Consider the following 21,250-nt stretch of genomic DNA (forward strand, 5'->3'; position numbering starts at 1 on the left):
ATGCTATATTTTTTGGGAGTCTGATTGACTAGGTTTTGATATCATAATACCAACGTATTGTTGGTGGTTGTGTGTTGTTTTTTTGTAATATGCGAAGCACAAAAAACAACACACTTTCCGTTACTCATCACAAAATAAGTTGTTTCTAAATGCTATATTTTTTGGGAGTCTGATTGACTAGGTTTTGATATCATAATACCAACGTATTGTTGGTGGTTGTGTGTTGCTTTTTTGTAATATGCGAAGCACAAAAAACAACACACTTTCCGTTACTCATCACAAAATAAGTTGTTCCTAAATGCTATATTTTTTGGGAGTCTGATAGACTAGATTTTGATATCATAATACCAACGTATTGTTGGTGGTTGTGTGTTGCTTTTTTGTAATATGCGAAGCACAAAAAACAACACACTTTCCGTTACTCATCACAAAATAAGTTGTTCCTAAATACTATATTTTTTTGGGAATCTGATAGACTAGATTTTGATATCATAATACCAATGTATTGTTGGTGGTTGTGTGTTGCTTTTTTGTAATATACGGAGCACAAAAAACAACACACTTTCCGTTACTCATCACAAAATAAGTTATTCCTAAATGCTATATTTTTTGGGAATCTGATTGACTAGATTTCGATATCATAATACCAACGTATTGTTGGTGGTTGTGTGTTGCTTTTTTGTAATATGCGGAGCACAAAAAACAACACACTTTCCGTTACTCATCACAAAATAAGTTGTTCCTAAATGCTATATTTTTTGGGAGTCTGATTGACTAGATTTTAACATCATAATACCAACGTATTGGTACTGTAAACTCAAAATAAAATAATTAGGTTTGCATAAAAAGCCGTTAGTGGCAAACAATAGAAACTCAAATAAATGAATAAAAAGAGAATATTCAATATAATCATTATTATAATTGGACTATTCTTTATAATTAAAAAATTTTACAAATCTGCAGAATATTCTAATGTAAAACGAATTAATAAAATATATTATTCTGGAGAATACGATAAAGCTAAAAGCGAACTAGAATTACACTTACAGGAATATCCTAAATCATCTGAAATCTGGGCTTATCTTGGATTAATTAATCTAGAGCTAAATGATACAATTGGTGCAGAAAAGGCTTATCTCAAAGGACTTGAACTTGATTCTAAAAATGATAAAGCAATTGTTGGTTTAGGAGTAGTTGAGAGAATGAAAGGAAACTATAAGAAAGCTAGAAATTATTATAAGAAAGCCATCGAGTTGAATCCCAAAAATCCTGACCCTTATTCTAGTTTATTAGTATTAGAAATTAAAAATGAAAACTATCAAAAAGCTGTTGAGTTAGGGGAAAAAGCCAGAGGAATGAAATTGACCGACACTAGACCTGGAATTCTTGGAAACTTAGTTGTTGCCTATCATCTAAATAATGAAATAGACAAAAGAGATAATATCCTTGCTGAATTAGAAAAAATGAAATATAAAGATATTGAATATATAAAAATGGTAATTAGCGGATTGGTTGATATTAATGACTTTATTTGAAAAATGCCAGCTACTTACAAGGTTTATAAAACATAACTAATAATGCTTAATCGAAAGGTTTGTGTATTTTTAGAAAGCCCACCAAATAGAATATTACGCGACAGCGGAATGGCCTTTTTGGCTTTTAAAAAGAGAAAAATAAAATATAAAAATTCAACTCTGTGTTAACCTGCCGGCTGGCAGGCCCGAAAAGTTAGTGTCTTTTCATACGCTACGTTTCACACACAAACCGTTGGCAACAAGTTAAAAGAAATGAACAAACCTCTAATAATATTATTTTTATCCTTCATCTTTTTAGGTTGTAATGAAAAAAGAAAATCAGACTTGGTGAATAATTATAAAAAAAACTGAAATAAATCAGATTAAAATACAATCTGAAAAATTAATTCTTAAAACATATGGAATGAGAATATTATTCCATTCTTCAAATAATATAGATCTATCTGTTTGGAAAAAAAATGAAAATCCAACAAAAAGAGAATATCTTTTCAGTCAGAGAGAAATGAATCCCTTTAAATTTGATGAATCTAAAAATAATAAGAATGAATATTTAGCATTTGAAACTTTAAAGGAAAAATTAAATTGGACAAACGATACATTTAAGGAAATAGAAGAATTATTAGATAAGGCAAATTGTATTGGTTTTGATTTAAGATTAAATAGAAAAAATGAACAAAGGTTTGAAATAACTTATGGTTACAATTATCCAGGAGTTTATAGCTATATACTATTTGAAAATAATCTTCTCATTAATGAAATCGAGGAATATAATGATGGCTGTTATAATGTGTATGCTGAAAAAAATGTTGTTTTTCATTACACAGGCGGAGCTTTTGGAATGCAATGTTTTGAAGATTATAAACGGAAATAAAAACGTTACCAACACCGGATATAATTAATTAGTTGTTTACCTACTACTTACAAATCCTCACAGATTTTCTATTCGTTTTGTATTTGCTAAATTAGGCACTTAAAATACGCAACAAATCATATACAAACATGTTGTAACAAATTGTACAGAAAACCTACTTCGAAAACTTTTCAACCACAGAATCACCCCAATCTGCAATAGATTTAATTAACGGAATTAAGGTTTTACCAAAATCGGTTAAAGAATATTCTACTTTTAGCGGAGGTTTCGATGTATAGACTTTTCTGTTAATTAATCCATCTTCTTCCAATGCCTTGAGTTGTAAACTCAAAGTCCTTTCAGTAACTGTGGGCATAGATTTTCTCAATTCATTATATCTCAATTTATCCGTCATTAAATGGTAAAGAATAACTGTTTTCCATTTTCCGCCAATAATTCCCATTGTTAAGCTCGCACAACAAGGGTATTCACTACCTCTAAACTTGAGCGTTTTTTGTTCTGCTATTTCCATAAAATGTATACTATCATTCTTGACCGTTATTGCAAAGATAATTTACTATACTTAAGTTTGCAACTATAATTTTTATAGTAACCAAAAAACTACACCAAATGAGAGCAATGACAATCAATAAATATGGAGAAAACGCAACCTTTGAATCTAGAGAAGTAACATTGCCCGTTTTAAAAAATGGTCAAGTGCTTATTAAAATTGCCGCATCTAGTGTAAACACAGTAGATACAATGATTCGAGCTATGGGTAAAGACTTGCCTTTTTCGCCTAAAAATCCGGCAATTTTGGGAATGGACTTCGCTGGAACGATTGAAGAAGTTGGAACAAATGTTACAGGATTTGATGTAGGTGATGAAGTATATGGTTGCATTGGTGGATTGGCAGACTTACAAGGAACATTAGCCGATTATGTTGCAGCAGATAGTAAACTAATTGCTCTAAAACCTAAAAACTTGTCAATGAAAGAAACAGCGGCCCTTCCATTGGTAGGCATAACAGCTTATGAAGGTTTAATTCGTTCAAATATAAAAAGTGGGCAAAAAGTTCTAGTGCACGGCGGTACGGGTGGTGTTGGACACGTAGCAGTGCAACTGGCTAAACATTTTGGTGCAGAAGTATATGCTACCTGTGGTGGAGAAAATCAAATGGAAATTATAAAAAAATTTGGTATCGAACCTATAAACTACAAAACAGAACAGGTTGAAGATTATGTAAACAAACACACCAATTCCGCTGGTTTTGATATTGTATTTGATTCCGTAGGAGGAGCAAATATGGTTAAATCATTTGAAGCAGCTGCACTTAACGGGCATGTAGCGAGTACCGTTTCTTTGTGCGAAATTGATTTAAGTACTATGCATTTTAAGGGATTATCACTACACGTAGTTTTTATGCTTATACCAATGCTTCATGATTTTAAAAGAGAACAACACGGTAAAATTTTGAGCAACATTACCAAAATTGTTGAAGCAGGAAATTTAAAACCTTTACTTGATGAACAACAGTTTTCGTTAGAAAATGTTGGAGCAGCTTATGCAAGACTGGAAAGCAAAAAAGCTATTGGAAAAGTAGTTATTGTAAACGAGTAAACTATGTACATAAAAAAACAATACCATATCACAACCGTATTAAGTTGGACAAAACGGTACATAGTAATTTTTTTCTTTATCTCAGTAGTACCTGTAATTTTATATGACGTTGTAGGATGGAAATGGCTTCATTTACCTTGGTTACCCATTGGTCTTATTGGTACTGCGTTAGCCTTTATAAGTGGTTTTAAAAACAATGCTGCTTATGGTAGATTATGGGAAGCACGTAAAATTTATGGAGGAATAGTAAATACCTCTAGAACACTTACAACAATGGTAAATGACTTCATTACTAATGAGTTCTCTTCTAAAAAATATTCCGAAGAAGAACAATTTGCCATACGTAAAGAAATTATTTTGAGGCACGTAGCGTGGATGACAGCTTTGAGACATTCATTAAGGAACCCTAAAGAATGGGAATCTTCTTTTAATAATAAATCTGATAAAGAATTTATGAAAAATATAGAAGTCGATGAATATCAACATACATTGGAAGAACAATTAGAAGGATACTTATCTGTTAAAGAAAAAGCAGAAGTCCTATCTAAAACAAACAAACAAACGGCTTGTTTAAAATTACAATCTAATCATTTCAAAAGATTAAAACTACAAGGTCTTATTGATGATTTTAGACATATAGAATTTAAGAATAGTATTGAAGAACTCTTTACACTACAGGGAAAAGCCGAGCGAATTAAAAATTTCCCTTACCCAAGACAGTTTGCAACGTTAAATGCGATTTTTGTTTGGATTTTTATTTTTCTAATACCATTTGGGTTAATAAATGAATTTGAACATATAGGAAATACGCTTTCTGAAACTAACAGTAATTTTATTACCCAAAACTTTGTGTGGTTTTCTATACCTTTTGTAATGATAATTTCTTGGATTTTTATCCTTATTGAAAGAGTTGGAGACACCTCAGAAAATCCATTTGATGGCGGGATGAATAATGGTGTTCCTATCACAACTATGAGCAGAGGTATAGAAATAGATATTAGAGAGATGATAAACGATAATCCAAAAGACATCCCAAAAGCGTATCTAATTACTAATGATTCTCAAATGTAAATTGTTTAAAAATGAAAAAATCATTTTATGTTCCTCTAGTTGTTTTGGTATTGATTTCTTGTATCAACCCAAAGAAAAATCAAACGATGGATACACCAAAAATTGAAAACCCAACAAACAAAGTGGTATTGAGCTCAGAAATTGTTTGGGAAAAATTAAATCCAGCAAGAGGCGATCAAAGCCCGCAAGCAGGAACACTTTGGGGAGACAGAAACGGAGAAGTTGCTACTGGATTCTTAGCAAAGTTTGTTGATGGATTTTCGTCACCACCACATATCCACAATGTGACGTATAGAGCTGTAGTTATCAAAGGTACTATACATAATGATGATCCAGATGCAGTAAGTATGTGGATGCCACCTGGAAGTTTTTGGACACAACCTGAAGGAGAAACCCATATTACAGCTGCCAAAGGCGAAGAAAACATAGCGTTGGTAGAAATAGACAAAGGTCCTTATTTAGTAAAACCTATTGAGGAAGCTTTTGACAATGGAGAGCGACCAATTAACATAGATGTTTCTAATTTGGTTTGGCTAAACAGCAATAAGACAAATTGGATAGACACTAAAAGTGAAGCTGAGTTGAGTTTTCTTTGGGATGATTCAGATTCCAAAGGACTATTTATAAAGCTCCCTAAAGCGTTTCATGGAACAATAAAAACAGACGGAACCGTTTTGCATTCTGTCGTAATACAAGGGGATTTAAAGTACACTTTACCTCAAAATCAAGAAACTAAAACCCTTGATGTGGGAAGCTATTTTAGTGCAACCGACAAAGCAATTCATCAAGTTGCGATTACTGATGATGAAGTTATTTTATATATAAGAACAAACGGGACTATTAAAATATTTTGAAAATGAAAACAATACTTATAACGGGAAGTACAGACGGTATCGGGAAGTTAGCCGCTATTAAATTAGCTAAAGATGGCCACAAAATGTATTTACACGGTCGCAACCCAGAAAAATTACAGCATGTCATTAAAGAAGTACAAGATGCATCTAACAACAAATATATAGATGGTTTTGTTGCTGACTTTTCAGATATTGATGCTGTAAAACAAATGGCAAACCAAATTCTTGAGAAGGTTTCTAAAATAGATATACTTATAAATAATGCTGGAATTTTTAAAACATCTGTTACAAAGGGTTACAAAGAATTTGACATTAGGCTCGTTGTAAACTACTTTGCCCCTTACGTACTTACAAACACACTACTCCCTTTGCTGAAAAAGGGTGATCACCCGCGTATCGTTAACTTAAGTTCGGCAGCGCAAACTCACGTTACAGATGCTGCTTTGGCTGGTTTAGACATACGTGTAGCTAGTGAAGCTTATGCGCAAAGTAAACTGGCATTGACTATGTGGAGTTTTGCTTTCGCGAAAGCGAACCCAGACATAACAGCTATTGCTGTAAATCCTGGCTCTTTATTAAATACAAGAATGGCGAATGAAGCGTATGGACAATACTGGTCTCCAGCGACAAAAGGTTCTGACATATTGTATGATCTAGCCATTTCAGAAGGATATAAAAATAGCACAGGCAAATATTTTGACAACGATAAAGGAAATCCAAAAGGTGAGTTTGCAAAGGCGCATCCTGATGCTTACGATAATGAACTAATAGAAACATTATTGCAGAAAACATCAGACATCCTTAAATAAGATCATCTGTGGCACGAACCATTTTTGAAAATATCGTAATTCAGCATTTTGAAAAAGTAGAAGTACTTGCATTTTGTCAATATACACCTATTCGGTTTTTTGAAATACTACATATATCTGAAGGTACTGGTTCACTTAGTATTAATAATCAAAAAGTGCCATTTAAAGCTAACCAGATTTATATCTTAATCCCTAATGACAAATACAGCTTAGAAATTAATACCTCAACAACAATTACTGCTATAAAATTTCTAACAAGTTTTTTTAAAATTTCATTTGTAGACGAGTACCAAACACAACGCAAAGAGTGGTTTAAAAAAATAGAAACCATATTCCATAGTGTAGATAGAGCTTCTAACATAATATTTAAAACTAAAAAGGAAGAAAAAAGTATTACTGCATTGTTTAGTGTACTATGTAATGAGTATAATGATGAAAATCTAAAGAGCGAGGTCGTTTTAAAATCTACATTACATACGATACTTCATATATTATCTAGAAACTCTAATGATGTAAGTGTACAAGTAAAAGGGTCTAAAATTCAAGATATAGTAAACTATATTCATTACCAGATTCATAACCCTGAAAAAATCACAAAAAAAGCACTTGCAGAAAAGTTTAATATTTCAGAAAACTACGTAAGCCAATACTTTAAAAACAAAATGGATATTGGTCTTAAAAAGTATATTCTTACCTACAAATTAAAGCTAGCAGAAACACGTCTATTACATACTAACTTAACCGTTTCTGAGATTGCACAAGAGCTAGGATTTACAGATAGCAGTCACCTAGACAAAACATTTATAGCTTACAGAGGTATCCCAACCAGCGCTATTAAACAAGAATAAATTATGTACTCAAGGTAATTTCCTTGTTTTTTACTAAAACCTCATTTTTTCTTACAAAAAAATGGCTTAAAGCTCTCTATACATTTGCATTGTAATATTAAAACAACAGTTAATATGAAAAATGCACAAGAGGTTTTTGAGAGTCACATGAAGGCGGTTGATACCTTGAACCCAGCTAATGTGGCAATTGATTATTCTGATGATGCCATATTTATCACACCAGAAAAAACATATAATGGACTAGATGAAATATATGGATTTTACAAAGAGTTCCTGCCTAACTTCGAAGGTTTTGAGTTTAATATAATTAAACAAGAGACACACGGTAATGTAGTATACTTTGTATGGCAAGGTCAAAATGAAAAATTAAATGTACAAGTAGCAATGGACACTTACATTATTGAAAACGGAAAAATAAAGAAACACACATTTATAGCAAATAACAAATAATAAAAAAACAGAACCAATGGATTACAAAAATTTTCAAACATTTACAGCAAAGCAAAACGGAGGAATATTAACGGTAGATATTAACTTTGGACCTGTCAATGTACAGGGACAAGAAATGCTTGCAGATTTAAGCAGTTTATGCTTACGATTAGAGAGAGATAGAAGTGTTAAAGTAGTTGTATTTGAATCTTCAAATCCAGGCTATTGGGTATGTCACTACGATACCAACTTACTAAGAGATATGTCTGAAGAAGCAGTCCCAAGAAACGAGGTTAAGTTGTTGGACCTGCAATCTGTATTAGAAAGATTAAGCAACGTACCACAAGCAACTATTGCAAAAATTGAAGGTTTTGCACGTGGAGGTGGTCACGAAATGGCATTAGCCTTAGACATGCGTTTTGCAGCAAGAGGTAAAGCCAAATTTATGCAGATGGAAGTAGGTATGGGAATATTACCTTGTGGTGGTGGAGCATCTCGTATGGCAAGACAAACAGGATTGGGTAAAGCACTTGAAATTATTTTAGGCGCAAGAGATTGGGATGCTGATGAAGCAGAAAAATTTGGAACAATTAATAAAGCATTAGATGCAGATGAGATTGGACCTTATGTAGATGCTCTGGCAAAACGTATTTCTAAATTCCCAGCAGAATCTATTGAAGCCTGCAAGCGCGCTGTATATGCATCTATAGATTTACCAATTGCTGATGCATTAAAGGAAGAAGCTTATCAATTATTTCAGGCAACTAGTAAAACACCAGCAATAAAACGTTTTACGATTGCAGATGAAAATGGTGCTCAATTTGATCACGACAACCAGAAAAACTGGGAAAATATGTTAATGGATTTACAAGAAATCCAAAGAGATTAATAGGTTATTCTTAGTTAAGAATAATGACGGATGTCCAACGACATTGGACATCCGTTTAGAGAATTTTAGTATTTAAAAATAGAAAAATGACATATAATAATAATGCTCTCGCGCAAGCTCGTACCCTTGATTTACCTTCTCGTGAAGCATCTCTAAGGCGGGATCCATCTGTTTCGACTTTTTGGAACAGTAACAGAGAGTTACTAGAAGATGCTTGGGCAGCATGGGAAATAGAAAACAAAGACAACATCCTAATTCCAGACGAGACACTCTTGGATCCACATTTGCGACAAGCTATCAATGACGCTTGGGAAAACCCAGAAAAAGAAAATGCTGTTGCAGATCTATGGGAAGAAATTATTCCTGGTGTGTATGTTGCTCAGTTTTTTGATCTTGAACGTTTATCAGAATTTCGCGATTATTTAGAAGCTGTTGTAAACTCGCAAATACCAGTACGTGCACCTTACGGCATCCAGTTAAATCGCTACGGTATGATGCTAGATCCTCGCTCTGAAGGACACCTAGCAGCTCCCAATTTCCAAGCATTTTATAACGATATGATGGATCGTTACATGCGTCCTATTGCTCGTTTATTATTGGGAACTTATGGTTATGATAACCAAACATTTGGATTTTCTATACAGTACAATCCCGATAAGGATAAAGATTTGCACGCACATACAGATGCATCTGCTGCTACTTTGAATATTAATATAAACCTTCCTGATGAAGGGTTTACAGGATCGCAAGTTGATTTTCACGATAAAACCACAGGAAAAACAGTACAAACAATTTTTGAACCTGGTAAAGCTATTATTCACAGAGGAAACGTGCCACACGCAACTCATCCAATTAGTAGCGGGCAGCGTAGTAATCTGGTCGTATGGCTCTATGGAGACCGTATGCAAATTCCTAGAGGTGGCGGAAGTAGTTATGGCAATTTTGATAACTCAACATCTATAGTTAATGAATCAGAAAAAATTACAGCTCGCCAGCGTTGGAGTGTGCCAAATGAACCTAAAGATAACTTTGCACCGTTTTAAATAGACTCGAAAATAAGTTCATCAAAAAAAGAATTATCTACACATCAAAAAAGTGAACTGGATAAAGCCAATTGCCAACAATGTATATAAAAGATAGTGGGTTAGAACTAAACCACTATCTTTTTTTTTAAAATCGGAAATTAGCCACATATCAATCTAATACTTTTCATATACAAGACCTTTGGTGTAATTTAAACCCAAATAACAGATGATAGGAATTTTAGTAATTCCTGCTATTTCTTGGATACTACTCTATTTAACAGAAAAGAAATCAATTCTAGCTCTTGGAATATATCCTATTTCTGCAAGATTAAAACAGCTTGGGATCGGATTTTTAGTTATAGCTTTACTGTGTTTTAATGTTCAATTATTGGAATCTATCTTAGAATCGTCAGATTGGTCTCTAAATCAAAGAATCAATACAAATCTGATTTTAGAAACGTTCGTTTGGAATTTAAAATCTGTCATCACTGAAGAACTGATTTTTCGTGGAGCTATTCTCTATGTTTTCATTTAAAAAAAGGAGTTTTAAAAGAGATATTGATTTCAGCAATAGCGTTTGGATTTTATCATTGGTTTTCATTTGGGATATTTGGAAATATTATTCCAATGATAATCGTGTTTATTAGAACTGGCTTAATGGGTTACGCTTGGGCTTGGTCATATTCAAAGACCGCTTCTATTACTATATCAATTGGGTTTCATTTAAGTTGGAATTTTATATTTAATACTATCTTTTCAAATGGGTAGCTTTACTTAAAGAAATGCAGAAAGAATTTGAAAGTAAAAAATTACTAAATAATTTTAGTGACCAAAAATATGATGAAACACTGAGATTTAAATTAAGGAGATGACTTTAAAAGGATTATAAATGGGTATTTACCTAAACAAACTGGAATTGAAATAATAACTGGAATTCCAGTCTATTCAGAGTCTTGTCCTTGCTGCGGTTTAAAACTTTAAAGAAAAGAGGTTACTTTGAAATTTGTATGGTTTGCTGGTGGGAAAATAATGCTTCAGATAATAATATTGCTAATAAATATGGAATTGGACCGAATGATGTAACTGATTTAACTATCGCTATATTCAATTATTTAGGATTTGGAATTTATAATCCTGAAAGAAATGATCTCAAAAATTATGTGATGACTCTAAAAAAATCAAGCAGGGTAGAATATTCAAATTAAATGATGAAAATCAGATATTTGATTTGAATACAAACTGGGTTGGAGAAAAAAACGAAAATCTAACACTGTGTATAAAAACAGGAAAATCGGTAGTTTAAAGGAGTTTAGTACTAATTACCAACACCGCGTATAATTACTTATTTATATTACACTTACGAAAACCTTTACGGATTTTCTATTCAGTTTGTATTTGTTAAATTAGCAACTAAACCATACACAAAAGCATTTGGCACAAGCTAAACCAAACAATGAATAATAGAATTTCCAAAATACCGAATGATGTTCAAGATAGAAGTTCTATCGCTTGGAAAAAATTATGTGAATACATTGACCAAATTGCTGAAAGTGGAACTGACGAGTTTATTCCGAGAGAAGCTCTTGGTGACGATTTGTTTGCTCAAATTTTTACACTTCCAGAATCAATATCAAAACTTAAAAAAGTTAAGAAAATTGGGCTTTATGGGAGTAATCTAAAAAGAATTCCACCTGAAATTAGGCTTATGGAATCACTTGAATATTTCGACCCATATACTTCATACGATTTGCATTGGTTTCCATTTGAGATTTTTAAATGTAAAAAACTAAAAGACAGTCGAATTAGTACAAGAACACTTTATGGGAATTATAAAAACCGAATGGGTTTTCCAAAACTTGACCATAATCCAGTAAGGTACTTTGGAGATAATTTAAAATGTAGTATTTGCAATAAAGAAATAACTTACAAAACCACAAATCAAATGTGGATTACAGCACACGTTGGAACTGACACAATTCCAATGCTTGCAAATCTCTGCTCAAAAGAGTGCGAACAAAGTTTACCTAAACCTCCTAAAAATTATGTTCAATTCCCCCATAAAGGTGGAGCTGATTTAGTTCAACCACTTGACGAAGATGCATTATGGGAGATTGAAATGAAAGAAAGAGAAAAAGCAGAAAAAGAAAACATCCCTGAACAAACGAAAGAAATTAAAAATACTGAATTTAACATGTTGAATTTTCCAGTTCTAAAACTTGTAAGAAAAATTTGGGAGAAATAAGAAAAAGTTAGTCTGACAAGATGTTGAATAAAATAAAGCTAATAAGCAGAAGCCACTAAATTTTTAAACTTGGTTTTTAGAATAGAAAAATAAAAAACGTAAATATTTGGCTCTGTGATAATCTAAAAATAGTATCATTTTACACGATACGTTTCATACACAGGGTCGTTCGCTATTAAAACAAACGAAAATGAAAGTACATTTTAAGCTCTTTTTTTCACTCATTTTTACTCTTGTCAGTATAAAGTCTTTTTCTCAGAAAATGGTTGAATATTACGAGCCAGCAAAAAATGATAGTCTAAGAGTTGGAATAGGAAAAAACGATTTTTTACCATTTATTCAGAAAGGATATACGTTAATGCTTCCAGAAAATAAGGAAATAAAAGGCGTACTCATTTTCCTTGAAGATTCAAAGTATGATAATAAGAACAGGAGCTCAAAGCAAATGTATATGCAAGCATCTGAAAATGACTTTGCGGTTTTATCTATTTCAACTGAGATTCCACTTGATTTTTACTTTTCTAAATCATCTATGATTTCTACACATAATGTAATTAGAGAAGTCTTTGATAAACATCATTTACCAAATGACAACATTTTCTTTTTAGGAGCAAGTTTAGTTGGGCATAGAGCGATGCGATATATTAAATTTATTAAAGAGAGTGATCTCAAGTTTCAACTTAACATAAAAGGTATTGTCACTTGTAATTTCACAATGGATTTTACAAGAAAATGGTATCAACATAAACGTGATATAAGGCTTAACCGAATTGATCTTTGGGAACCAACATTCATCAACTATCTATTAGAAACGTATTTAGGAGGAACACCAAAAACTAATCCAGAGAGTTATCACAATTTCTCATCGTATAGTTACTCTGATGAAAAGAATGAAAATATTAAGATTTACAAAGATTATGGTGTTAGAGCATATATAGAACCCGCAATAAAATATAAGCTCACAAAACAACTAAGAACCCTATACGAGAATAATTCGGTAGATATTGTTGGATTTTTAGCTGAATTGAACTTAATAGGAAATGAAAATACCGAATTGATTGTACTACAACCCAAGGACAATTTATCACCCAGCAAGAATGCTCAATCAACTTGGAATGCAATACATAAAGGTGAACTTATGGATTGGATTCTAAAACAAACAGAAAAATAACTACGCATAACAATGTGTATAAGTAATAGCAGTTTTAAGTCATGGAACGAATATATAAACAAATAATAACGGCCAGTACACATTTGAAAAGATAGTGGTTAAAATATCACTATCATACATATACAAACACATTATATTCAATTTAATTCAGATGAAAAGATTTAAAAAATAGATAAAAAACTTGAAAAGTTATCAACTAAGCTTGGAGTCAAACTGACAAAAGATATACAAGGCTACTCTAAGGTACTCAGAACTTTTGAAGAACGAAGAATTGATTGGATAGAAGACGGTATTTTTAAAGCAATAATCATCTAATCAATTTTTGAAAGTAAAAGGGGTTAATCAAAAAAAAGAAATTTAATCAATGATACTTGGTGTGATTCCAATAAAAAAGGACGTAGATCACAATGGATAACCAATTTAGTGAATAAAGAGAATTTTAAAATAATTAAAAAAAATGATGTCTTATTAACTAAATCCGAAAATAACCATGTATTAATTGACAAAGACGATTTAAAATAGGAATGAAAAACTCAGGCATACTATGTATTGAATTCGAAGTTTTTGAACATGTTTAGTTGCCAAAACCATATATAATGTATTATTTATAGCCTACTTACGAAAATCATCTCGGATTTTCTATTTGATTTGTATTTGCTAAATTAGTTGCTTAACCAATGTAACTACCAATACTCGAGACCATTGGCGATAATTATAACAAATTAAGCAATGAGAAATAACATAATTAGATTCTTAGTACTAATATTTATAATATTCCTAAATGCTTGTAAAACTGAGAAATCAAATACAAATGATGATAATTCTTCTACCAATGAGTTCCTTTATTTAGGTCAAAAACCACCTAGCCTAATCCCTGAAATTTTTGCTCCTGGTGTTATTTCAATCGATGGAAGGAATGAATCAAACATTTCGTTTTCTCCTGAATTAGACGAAGTGTATTTTACGGTTAATAAAAAAGACGAAGAAATATCTATCTTTTTTTCAAAACTTAAAAATAATAAATGGACTCCAGCTATAAGAGCCAATTTTACTAAAGGAAGAAAAAAAGAGGAATTATACCCATTCGTTAGCCTTAATAACAAAAGGATTTACTTCACGGCTTTGGATTCTATTTTTTCGGATGAGAAAATTTGGTATGTAAACCGTTTAGATGATTCTTGGAGTGATGCAATACAACTTGATTCACCTCTAAATGATGATCTGGTCTTCTATATTAACCAAGCTGAAAATGGGGATCTTTATTATACAAATATTTCAAAAAGAAAAATGTATTATGCCCAGAATAAAAATGGGAGTTTTCCTAAGATTCAAGAAGTTGAAATTGAATTTGGTCATCACGGATTTATTTCCCCTTCTCAAGACTACTTACTGGTATATTCACAAAACAAAGAAAATGAAAAAAGAAAAGATTTTGATATTTATGTCTGTTTTAAAGAAAAAGAAGGGAAATGGACAAAACCAATTAGCCTTGGAAATGAAGTAAATTCTAATCTTAATGAAGGATGCCCAAGTATTACACCAGATGGGAAATATGTGTTTTTTACTAGATCCGATGACAAAGATGAATTATCCAATTTGTATTGGGTGAGTACGGAGATTATAGAAAAACTAAGACCAAATAATAAAATGACAACTACCACAAACATGGTATATAAATAATAGCGGTCTAAGTGATAAAACTAAATTCAAAATATAACAAAAATATGTACAAAAACGGAAAGTTTGTAATGAGGAATTCCCTACTACTCATGCATAAATTTTTAACCGTAATGTAAGAACTGAAAAACAATGATCTTTAAAAAGAAAATAGACGAAGACATTTTAAAGTATCATTTCAGTGATGATAAAAAACTGATTAGAAAAGAAATTAAAAGTGCTAATCTTGGAATTGGTTGGATTAATGTCCCGATCAATACTTGGCAAAAATCAAAATACTTTACAAACAGTGATTTTAAAGAGTGTATAAATACATATTTTTTGCCGCTAATTTCAAGTCAAGGATTTACTGGAAAAGACTATAAATTCTATAAGGAAGATGAAAAAAAATTCTATTTAATCAATTTCTTTCCAGAAAAAAATGGAGGAGGAACGCAAGTTGACCTATTGGTTAAAATTAAAGGAATAACATATCCACCAAAACACCTAAAATTTAAGAAAAGTAAAAGTACTAAATACTGTGAGTTCAGTAAAAGATTATCACCAATTAACACATCCGTTTGGCATTGGGCATTCAAGCCCAAAAAAGAGGATAACAAATTAGTTTTAGAAGATATTTTTCGAATCTTTTTAGAAAAAGGTATTCGATATTTCAAGCAATTTGAAGACTATAATTCAATTCTATCAAAAGTTTCTACTGAGACTTTGAAAAATCTGAATTATGGAATTCAAGACCCAAAAACTGGATTTCCTTCATTACATAGAGAGTTTTATGAAGGTATTTTACCCTCAGTTTATTTTATATTCAAATCTGCTCAATTAAAAAACGAGAACAACAAAGCTTTAACTCTTGCAGAATTTGGAATTACTAAATACCATAGACCCTACGAAAAATACCAAAAAGCTTATATAGAAGAGTTTGAAAAATTCATACATAAAAACAATTAAAATACCACAGCTACTAATGTATAAAAAAGGATGAAAAGTACTTAATCAAAAGATATATCAATTAGTCAAAATATCAAATTTGACTTTTAGAAAAAAAATAAAAAAAAATAATTATAACTAATTACAACACTATTATATGTAAGTATAACTGTTTAGATCATGAATCAAATGGTTATTGTATTTTTATAAAGCGCAATGATTGAAAAAGTAAAAAATTGTAGGTGCTATTTCGCTCTACAACGTCACATATATTAAATATTGCTTACAAGCTAAAAATAAGAACACAAATTATGAAAATGACTACGACAATACTGTTCTTAGCATTACTGACTTTCAGTTGTTCTGATATGAAACAAAGTAATGCCGAAAATGAGGAAATAAAACAATTAAGAGCTGAACTTGATAGTTTGAATCAATTAAAAGCGGAAAATTCAAATGATATAAAAGGTCAAATCGCAACATTCTTAACATTTCAAAAAGAAAATGCAGAACAAGCAATGAACTTCTATATAGAATTATTTGACAATTCTCAAATTGTTACTATAAAACGTTGGGGTAAGGAAGGACCGGGGAAAGAAGGTACGATAATGCACGCCACATTTAATTTGAATGGAAAACAGTTTATGTGCAGCGACAGCCCTCCAATACATAATTGGGGTTTTACTCCAGCAGTTTCAAATTATGTAGAATGTGTAAACGAAAGTGAACTTGAACAATTATTCACAAAACTATCTGAAAACGGAAAAGTGATGATGCCATTAAACAATTATGGTTTCAGTCAAAAATTTGGATTTGTTGAAGACCAATTTGGAGTTTCCTGGCAGCTAAATTTACAGTAAAAAATTAGCTAGTAACACTATATAACACATGGTTTTAAAATATTAAAACGAAAAAAAAATAACACAATGCTGTAGATCACTACAGTAAATCCTATAGAAAATGAGTCGAAAGAATTGGGCTTCTGAAAAAATATTTAATCGCCTGTTAAATAATAAAACTCAAAAAGCATATTGGGACAACATATCTGAATTAAGAAAAAGGCCAAATCCAACAGTTTTCAAAAAAGCATATGAATTTGCTCAATCAGATTTTGACAAACAAAAAATTATCGGACTTGATGTACTACAACAATTAGGTTTTAACCCAAGATATAATAAAAAACAAACGGTCGAATTGCATTTTGAACTTCTTGAAAAAAAAACAATCAAACAATGTTCTTAAGTCTATTTTTTACGGAATTGGTCATAATAATGAAGAATTAAGCGACAAACAAATTTCAAAACTTGTAACATTTCAAAACGTAGAAAATATTGACGTTAAACACGCCTTGATTTCAGCACTTTCTGGTGTAGAAAACATCAAAGCTATTGAAACATTAATTGATTTCTCAAAAAATAAAAAATCATCGATAAGAAATTGGGCTACGTTTGGTATAGGTAGCTTAATAGATCTTGATACTACTGAGATTAGAAATGCATTATGGAATAGAGTAACAGATAACGATTTTGAAACTAAATCTGAAGCTATTGTTGGATTAGCAAATAGAAAAGATAAAAGAATCAAGGACGTAATTAGTACTGAATTAGAAAATGGAGATTATGGAACTTTGTTATTTGAAGCTATTCTAACTATAAGAGATAAAGATTTTTGCCTTTATTAAATAGAAATTTAGAAATCTCAAAAACAAATGAAAATGATCTTAAAAATGGTTGGGTTTCAGCTTTAGAAGAAACGATAAATGAGTTAGAAAAATAACAAGTGCATCATACAATCTCTTATAAACAATTACCTACTCTTACCCATGCAATTACGCATAGTCGAGACCATTATTATAAACTGATATGTAAATAAGAATATGAACTTCCAGCTATAAAAAATGCAACTAATAAGACCAACCAATAATTTAAAATATTTAAAAATGTTGGAAGAGTGGAAATATTCAAAAGAAGAAATGGTACCATTCTCTTTAAAATATGCAACAAAGGATTTCAAAAAGTTTATAGAAACTAATGAAAGATATGAGACCTATTCAGAAAAAGACTTTGTATGCCACACGACATTTTGGTTAATAAATGATGCTAGTGAAATAATTGGAACATCAAACATTAGACATCAATTAAATGACAGCCTTTTAATCGAAAATGGACATATTGGATGCGGAATAAAACCTAGCTGTAGAGGGAAAGGACACGCTACAAAAATATTGGCACTATCATTAGAAAAAGCAAAAGAATTGGGACTAAATAAGGTACTATTAACCTGTGACAAAATAAATATAGCTTCCCAAAAAGTGATCCTCAAAAATGGAGGTACTTTGAGAAGAGAACAAATTGTGAATGGAAAAGTGATTATAAGCTTTTGGATTGATATTGATTAAAACCAAATTCATATATAAATAAATCAAAGGTTATAATTGGAATGGATCAACTATTTTAGCAATGAATTAGAACGCTTAAAAACAGTATTTTAACTCCCCCATGAAGCATTATAAAAGTATATTCTACAAGATTTGAAAAGAACAAAAGACATCCTTATATTAATTTTTACATTGATTGTAATCGCTGCAATTTCCTATGGCGTCTTTTTATTTTTCTTTGTACAAAAAAAGTATGCTGAAAAAGAAACTAATCATATCGAAACAAACGTTGTAGGCACATGGCTATTTCAATCTTCTACAGATGACTATATAAAAAGACATCAATTAATCATTTTAGAAGATAGTACCTATTATATATTCTCTAAAACCAATGGCGGAGGACTACTAGAGAAAGGTTACTTACCAAAAAATGATTCTTTAGTAGATGAACGAGAGTTTAAGTATGGCATAAAAAAAATTGACACCAATATACTTGAAATTGAAAACCATCATGACTTCTTTGGAGATTATACCAACACGTATAAAAAAAGACATTACTATCACTATAAAGACGAATTGAATAAACGTTTAAAAATTGATTCTGTTAGACATATAGCACTTGGATGGTGGAAAGTAACAAAATCAAAATTTCCCATAAAATTACCTAATTATTCTGGGAGATTTGGAACTTTCACTTTACAAATAAAAACAGATGGTAGCGCTACGTTTTATTTGGAAAATTATTTAGACACTATAGTTAGCTATCGTTATAGCATAAAAGAAAACGGGATTCAATTTAATCGTGGAGATGTAGTGAATAGTGGCACTAAAATGTCTTTTATAGGTGACTCGATAATGCATTTAGTCCTAGACAGAAGAAGACCTGATACGTTAGAATTAAAAAAAATATTCAAACTAAATTAAAAGTTACTTTTAGTCATAAATAATAACTAAAAAAACAAAAATGAAAAAACATCTTACTTTACTTCTACTCGTGATAAGTACAATTACATATGGACAAAGTTTATCTGAAAAAGAAATTATTGGCACATGGGAAGTAGAAAAAATCTCTGGAGACTTTCCAAAAATGTCTGGCGAACAACAAAAAAGAATGGATGCGTTAAAAGCTGCATTTTTGGGAGCTACATTTGATTTTAAAAAAGATAGAACATTCAACTTTAACATTGAATTTATGAAGGAATTAGATGAGATGATGAAAAACGTTCACTGGAAATTCAACACGAATAATACTGAAGTAATAATCCAAGAATGGAAGGATAAAGATACTGACAGCTATCAATTAATGGGAATTAATGTGTCTAAAAGAAATGGAATCGTTTATTTTATAATGGCTGAATCACCATTTGTACTTGAAATGAAAAAAAAATAGTTACAACATTAAAACTGTTATAATAAAGATTGTACTTCAAGTATAAAATAATGGATAATCTATTTACTAACTAGTTTCCATATAAACCATTAATAGAAATACGAACATCTAACATCATGATACGAGTTGCTATTTTTTCAGATATACACGGTAAAATTTTACTTCCGTTTAAAATGGTAGATGCTTACCAAAAAGAATATCATAAGAAAATTGACCTAATTATTCAATGTGGTGATGTTGGCATATATCCCAATTTAGATAATCTTGATAACGCTACCAAAAAACATGCTAAGCATGACAGAGATGAATTAGGGTTTCACGATGATTTTATACACATAGATCAAAAAATAGAAGCATTTTTAACAGCATTAAATGTAAAAATGATATGTGTAAGAGGGAATCATGAAGATCATGATTTTTTAGATGACTTAGAAAAGCAATATGCCGAAAACTCTTTATTTCCTGTTGATAGTTATCAATACGTTTGGTTATGTAAATCTGGAGAGTTACAAAATTTCCAGAAAGATCATGAGTATCTATCTTTTCTAGGGTTTGGAAGAATTGGAGATAGAAAAAACCGAACTGAGAAAAGATTCATCCAAAAATATGAATACGATAAAATTAAAAAATTAGTTAATCATAGAGATTTAATTGATTTGTTTATTACCCATGACTCGGACAATAGTGGTGATCCTGGATATGGATCCAAAGAAATAAGAGAAATCTTGGATCATATCCCTTTTCAGTATCATTTCTTTGGACATACAGGAAAACCTTATAGTTCAGAGTTAGATCTAAATGGCATCACAACATCTATAAAAGTGAAAGAACTTGAATTTAATGATTTAGGAACACTTCCAGAAAACTGTATGCTTATTCTTGAAAAAGAAAATGATAAGATACAAGTAAACCCTGTTCCCGTGTCATTTACAAATTTATTTACAAAACATACTTGGAACCATAAGTAATTTCTTTCTATACTATTAGATGTATAACATAATGTAACAAACACTATGAATCAGGTTATTCAACATATTATCCAACAGTATAAAGAAGTGCAACATGGAAAGTTATGGATAGGTAGCACATTTACTAGTAAGTTAAATCAGGTAGATACATCTATGGTTTTTAAAAGGCCCATTACAGGGTTACATAGTATTGCCGAAATAATCTCGCATCTAACATTATGGCGTAAAGAGACGATTTTAAAAATCCAAACAGGCACAGGAAGTAAGACAGATGACTGCGAAGAAAACTGGTTACCGAATGATCAGCTAGCAAAAAAAGGCTGGCTACACATCAAATCTGAATATGATAATACCCTTTCAGAATTAATTGATTTGTTAGCATCAAAAGACGATGATTTTTTAAACACAACCTATTATGACACTGATTTTAAAGATACTTATGAATACCGTTTTGTTATTAATGGCATGCTACACCACGACTTATATCATTTAGGACAACTCGGAATTATTATCAAGTATTTGAAAGAACATAATACACCTCAATAAGCTTACAAAGTAACGATCACAA

The 21,250-nt window shown here is 31.1% G+C and carries 25 protein-coding genes and 1 pseudogene; 25 read left to right on the forward strand and 1 reads right to left on the reverse strand.

All coding sequences use genetic code 11. The annotated features are described in order from the left end of the window. Positions 1-881 precede the first annotated feature (881 nt). A complete protein-coding gene (locus tag Q1A01_RS22590) occupies positions 882-1,535 on the forward strand; it encodes a tetratricopeptide repeat protein (RefSeq protein WP_299685492.1) in 654 nt (217 codons plus the stop codon). A gap of 403 nt (positions 1,536-1,938) precedes the next feature. Then, positions 1,939-2,406 (forward strand): hypothetical protein, encoded by a 468-nt coding sequence (locus Q1A01_RS22595; RefSeq protein WP_299685495.1) that lies wholly within the window; start codon positions 1,939-1,941, stop codon positions 2,404-2,406. Positions 2,407-2,560: 154 nt separating this feature from the next. Here the strand turns inward: Q1A01_RS22595 and Q1A01_RS22600 are convergent, their stop codons facing one another. After that, positions 2,561-2,917 (reverse strand): helix-turn-helix domain-containing protein, encoded by a 357-nt coding sequence (locus Q1A01_RS22600; RefSeq protein ID WP_299685498.1) that lies wholly within the window; start codon positions 2,915-2,917, stop codon positions 2,561-2,563. Positions 2,918-3,015: 98 nt separating this feature from the next. On the opposite strand from Q1A01_RS22600, the gene Q1A01_RS22605 reads away from it, so the two are divergent. The 23 genes and pseudogenes from Q1A01_RS22605 to Q1A01_RS22710 all read left to right on the forward strand — a co-directional run bounded on the left by Q1A01_RS22605 (position 3,016) and on the right by Q1A01_RS22710 (position 21,228). Continuing rightward, entirely contained in the window at positions 3,016-4,005 is a 990-nt protein-coding gene (locus Q1A01_RS22605; RefSeq protein WP_299685501.1) for a zinc-dependent alcohol dehydrogenase family protein, read from the forward strand. 3 nt (positions 4,006-4,008) lie between these two features. After that, positions 4,009-5,076 (forward strand): bestrophin family ion channel, encoded by a 1,068-nt coding sequence (locus Q1A01_RS22610; RefSeq protein ID WP_299685504.1) that lies wholly within the window; start codon positions 4,009-4,011, stop codon positions 5,074-5,076. Between the two features lie 11 nt (positions 5,077-5,087). Next, a complete protein-coding gene (locus Q1A01_RS22615; RefSeq protein WP_299685507.1) occupies positions 5,088-5,930 on the forward strand; it encodes a DUF4437 domain-containing protein in 843 nt (280 codons plus the stop codon). 2 nt (positions 5,931-5,932) lie between these two features. Continuing rightward, positions 5,933-6,739, forward strand: coding sequence for an SDR family NAD(P)-dependent oxidoreductase (locus tag Q1A01_RS22620; RefSeq protein ID WP_299685510.1), 807 nt, complete (start codon positions 5,933-5,935; stop codon positions 6,737-6,739). Between the two features lie 8 nt (positions 6,740-6,747). Beyond that, positions 6,748-7,587 (forward strand): AraC family transcriptional regulator, encoded by an 840-nt coding sequence (locus Q1A01_RS22625; RefSeq protein ID WP_299685513.1) that lies wholly within the window; start codon positions 6,748-6,750, stop codon positions 7,585-7,587. 114 nt (positions 7,588-7,701) lie between these two features. Beyond that, positions 7,702-8,037, forward strand: a complete 336-nt coding sequence (locus Q1A01_RS22630) for a nuclear transport factor 2 family protein (protein ID WP_299685515.1) — start codon at positions 7,702-7,704, stop codon at positions 8,035-8,037. 16 nt (positions 8,038-8,053) lie between these two features. Beyond that, the gene (locus tag Q1A01_RS22635) at positions 8,054-8,905 is read left to right on the forward strand and encodes an enoyl-CoA hydratase/isomerase family protein (RefSeq protein ID WP_299685518.1); all 852 of its coding nucleotides are present in this window, start codon (positions 8,054-8,056) and stop codon (positions 8,903-8,905) included. Between the two features lie 86 nt (positions 8,906-8,991). Beyond that, positions 8,992-9,948 (forward strand): 2OG-Fe(II) oxygenase, encoded by a 957-nt coding sequence (locus Q1A01_RS22640; protein WP_299685520.1) that lies wholly within the window; start codon positions 8,992-8,994, stop codon positions 9,946-9,948. 208 nt (positions 9,949-10,156) lie between these two features. Then, positions 10,157-10,465 (forward strand): hypothetical protein, encoded by a 309-nt coding sequence (locus Q1A01_RS22645; RefSeq protein ID WP_299685522.1) that lies wholly within the window; start codon positions 10,157-10,159, stop codon positions 10,463-10,465. Positions 10,466-10,479: 14 nt separating this feature from the next. Further along, a pseudogene (locus Q1A01_RS23925) lies at positions 10,480-10,698 on the forward strand (CPBP family glutamic-type intramembrane protease); the annotation flags it as partial. A 191-nt stretch (positions 10,699-10,889) separates the two neighbouring features. Then, positions 10,890-11,135 carry a CPCC family cysteine-rich protein gene (locus Q1A01_RS22650; RefSeq protein ID WP_299685525.1) on the forward strand — a complete coding sequence of 82 codons (246 nt, stop codon included), beginning with the start codon at positions 10,890-10,892 and terminating at the stop codon, positions 11,133-11,135. Between the two features lie 248 nt (positions 11,136-11,383). After that, positions 11,384-12,172, forward strand: a complete 789-nt coding sequence (locus Q1A01_RS22655) for a hypothetical protein (RefSeq protein ID WP_299685528.1) — start codon at positions 11,384-11,386, stop codon at positions 12,170-12,172. A 262-nt stretch (positions 12,173-12,434) separates the two neighbouring features. After that, positions 12,435-13,343 (forward strand): hypothetical protein, encoded by a 909-nt coding sequence (locus Q1A01_RS22660; protein WP_299685531.1) that lies wholly within the window; start codon positions 12,435-12,437, stop codon positions 13,341-13,343. Between the two features lie 729 nt (positions 13,344-14,072). Further along, the gene (locus Q1A01_RS22665) at positions 14,073-15,023 is read left to right on the forward strand and encodes a hypothetical protein (protein ID WP_299685534.1); all 951 of its coding nucleotides are present in this window, start codon (positions 14,073-14,075) and stop codon (positions 15,021-15,023) included. Positions 15,024-15,152: 129 nt separating this feature from the next. Then, positions 15,153-15,968, forward strand: coding sequence for a hypothetical protein (locus tag Q1A01_RS22670; RefSeq protein ID WP_299685537.1), 816 nt, complete (start codon positions 15,153-15,155; stop codon positions 15,966-15,968). Positions 15,969-16,264: 296 nt separating this feature from the next. Then, the gene (locus tag Q1A01_RS22675) at positions 16,265-16,807 is read left to right on the forward strand and encodes a VOC family protein (protein ID WP_299685540.1); all 543 of its coding nucleotides are present in this window, start codon (positions 16,265-16,267) and stop codon (positions 16,805-16,807) included. 100 nt (positions 16,808-16,907) lie between these two features. Next, on the forward strand, positions 16,908-17,189 hold the full coding sequence (locus Q1A01_RS22680) for a hypothetical protein (protein ID WP_299685543.1): 282 nt from the start codon (positions 16,908-16,910) through the stop codon (positions 17,187-17,189). Continuing rightward, positions 17,158-17,628 (forward strand): hypothetical protein, encoded by a 471-nt coding sequence (locus tag Q1A01_RS22685; RefSeq protein ID WP_299685546.1) that lies wholly within the window; start codon positions 17,158-17,160, stop codon positions 17,626-17,628. Before Q1A01_RS22680 ends, Q1A01_RS22685 begins: the two co-directional genes overlap by 32 nt. A 216-nt stretch (positions 17,629-17,844) precedes the next feature. Continuing rightward, positions 17,845-18,345, forward strand: a complete 501-nt coding sequence (locus Q1A01_RS22690) for a GNAT family N-acetyltransferase (RefSeq protein ID WP_299685549.1) — start codon at positions 17,845-17,847, stop codon at positions 18,343-18,345. 132 nt (positions 18,346-18,477) lie between these two features. Then, positions 18,478-19,248 carry a hypothetical protein gene (locus tag Q1A01_RS22695; RefSeq protein ID WP_299685551.1) on the forward strand — a complete coding sequence of 257 codons (771 nt, stop codon included), beginning with the start codon at positions 18,478-18,480 and terminating at the stop codon, positions 19,246-19,248. Positions 19,249-19,288: 40 nt separating this feature from the next. Further along, a complete protein-coding gene (locus Q1A01_RS22700; RefSeq protein ID WP_299685554.1) occupies positions 19,289-19,714 on the forward strand; it encodes a hypothetical protein in 426 nt (141 codons plus the stop codon). A gap of 116 nt (positions 19,715-19,830) precedes the next feature. Further along, a complete protein-coding gene (locus Q1A01_RS22705; RefSeq protein ID WP_299685557.1) occupies positions 19,831-20,682 on the forward strand; it encodes a metallophosphoesterase family protein in 852 nt (283 codons plus the stop codon). A gap of 45 nt (positions 20,683-20,727) precedes the next feature. Then, positions 20,728-21,228: a DinB family protein gene (locus Q1A01_RS22710; protein WP_299685560.1), complete on the forward strand. Its 501-nt coding sequence runs from the start codon at positions 20,728-20,730 to the stop codon at positions 21,226-21,228. The last annotated feature ends 22 nt before the right edge of the window (positions 21,229-21,250 follow it).

The organism is uncultured Dokdonia sp., from assembly GCF_947492815.1.
Taxonomy (GTDB): domain Bacteria; phylum Bacteroidota; class Bacteroidia; order Flavobacteriales; family Flavobacteriaceae; genus Dokdonia.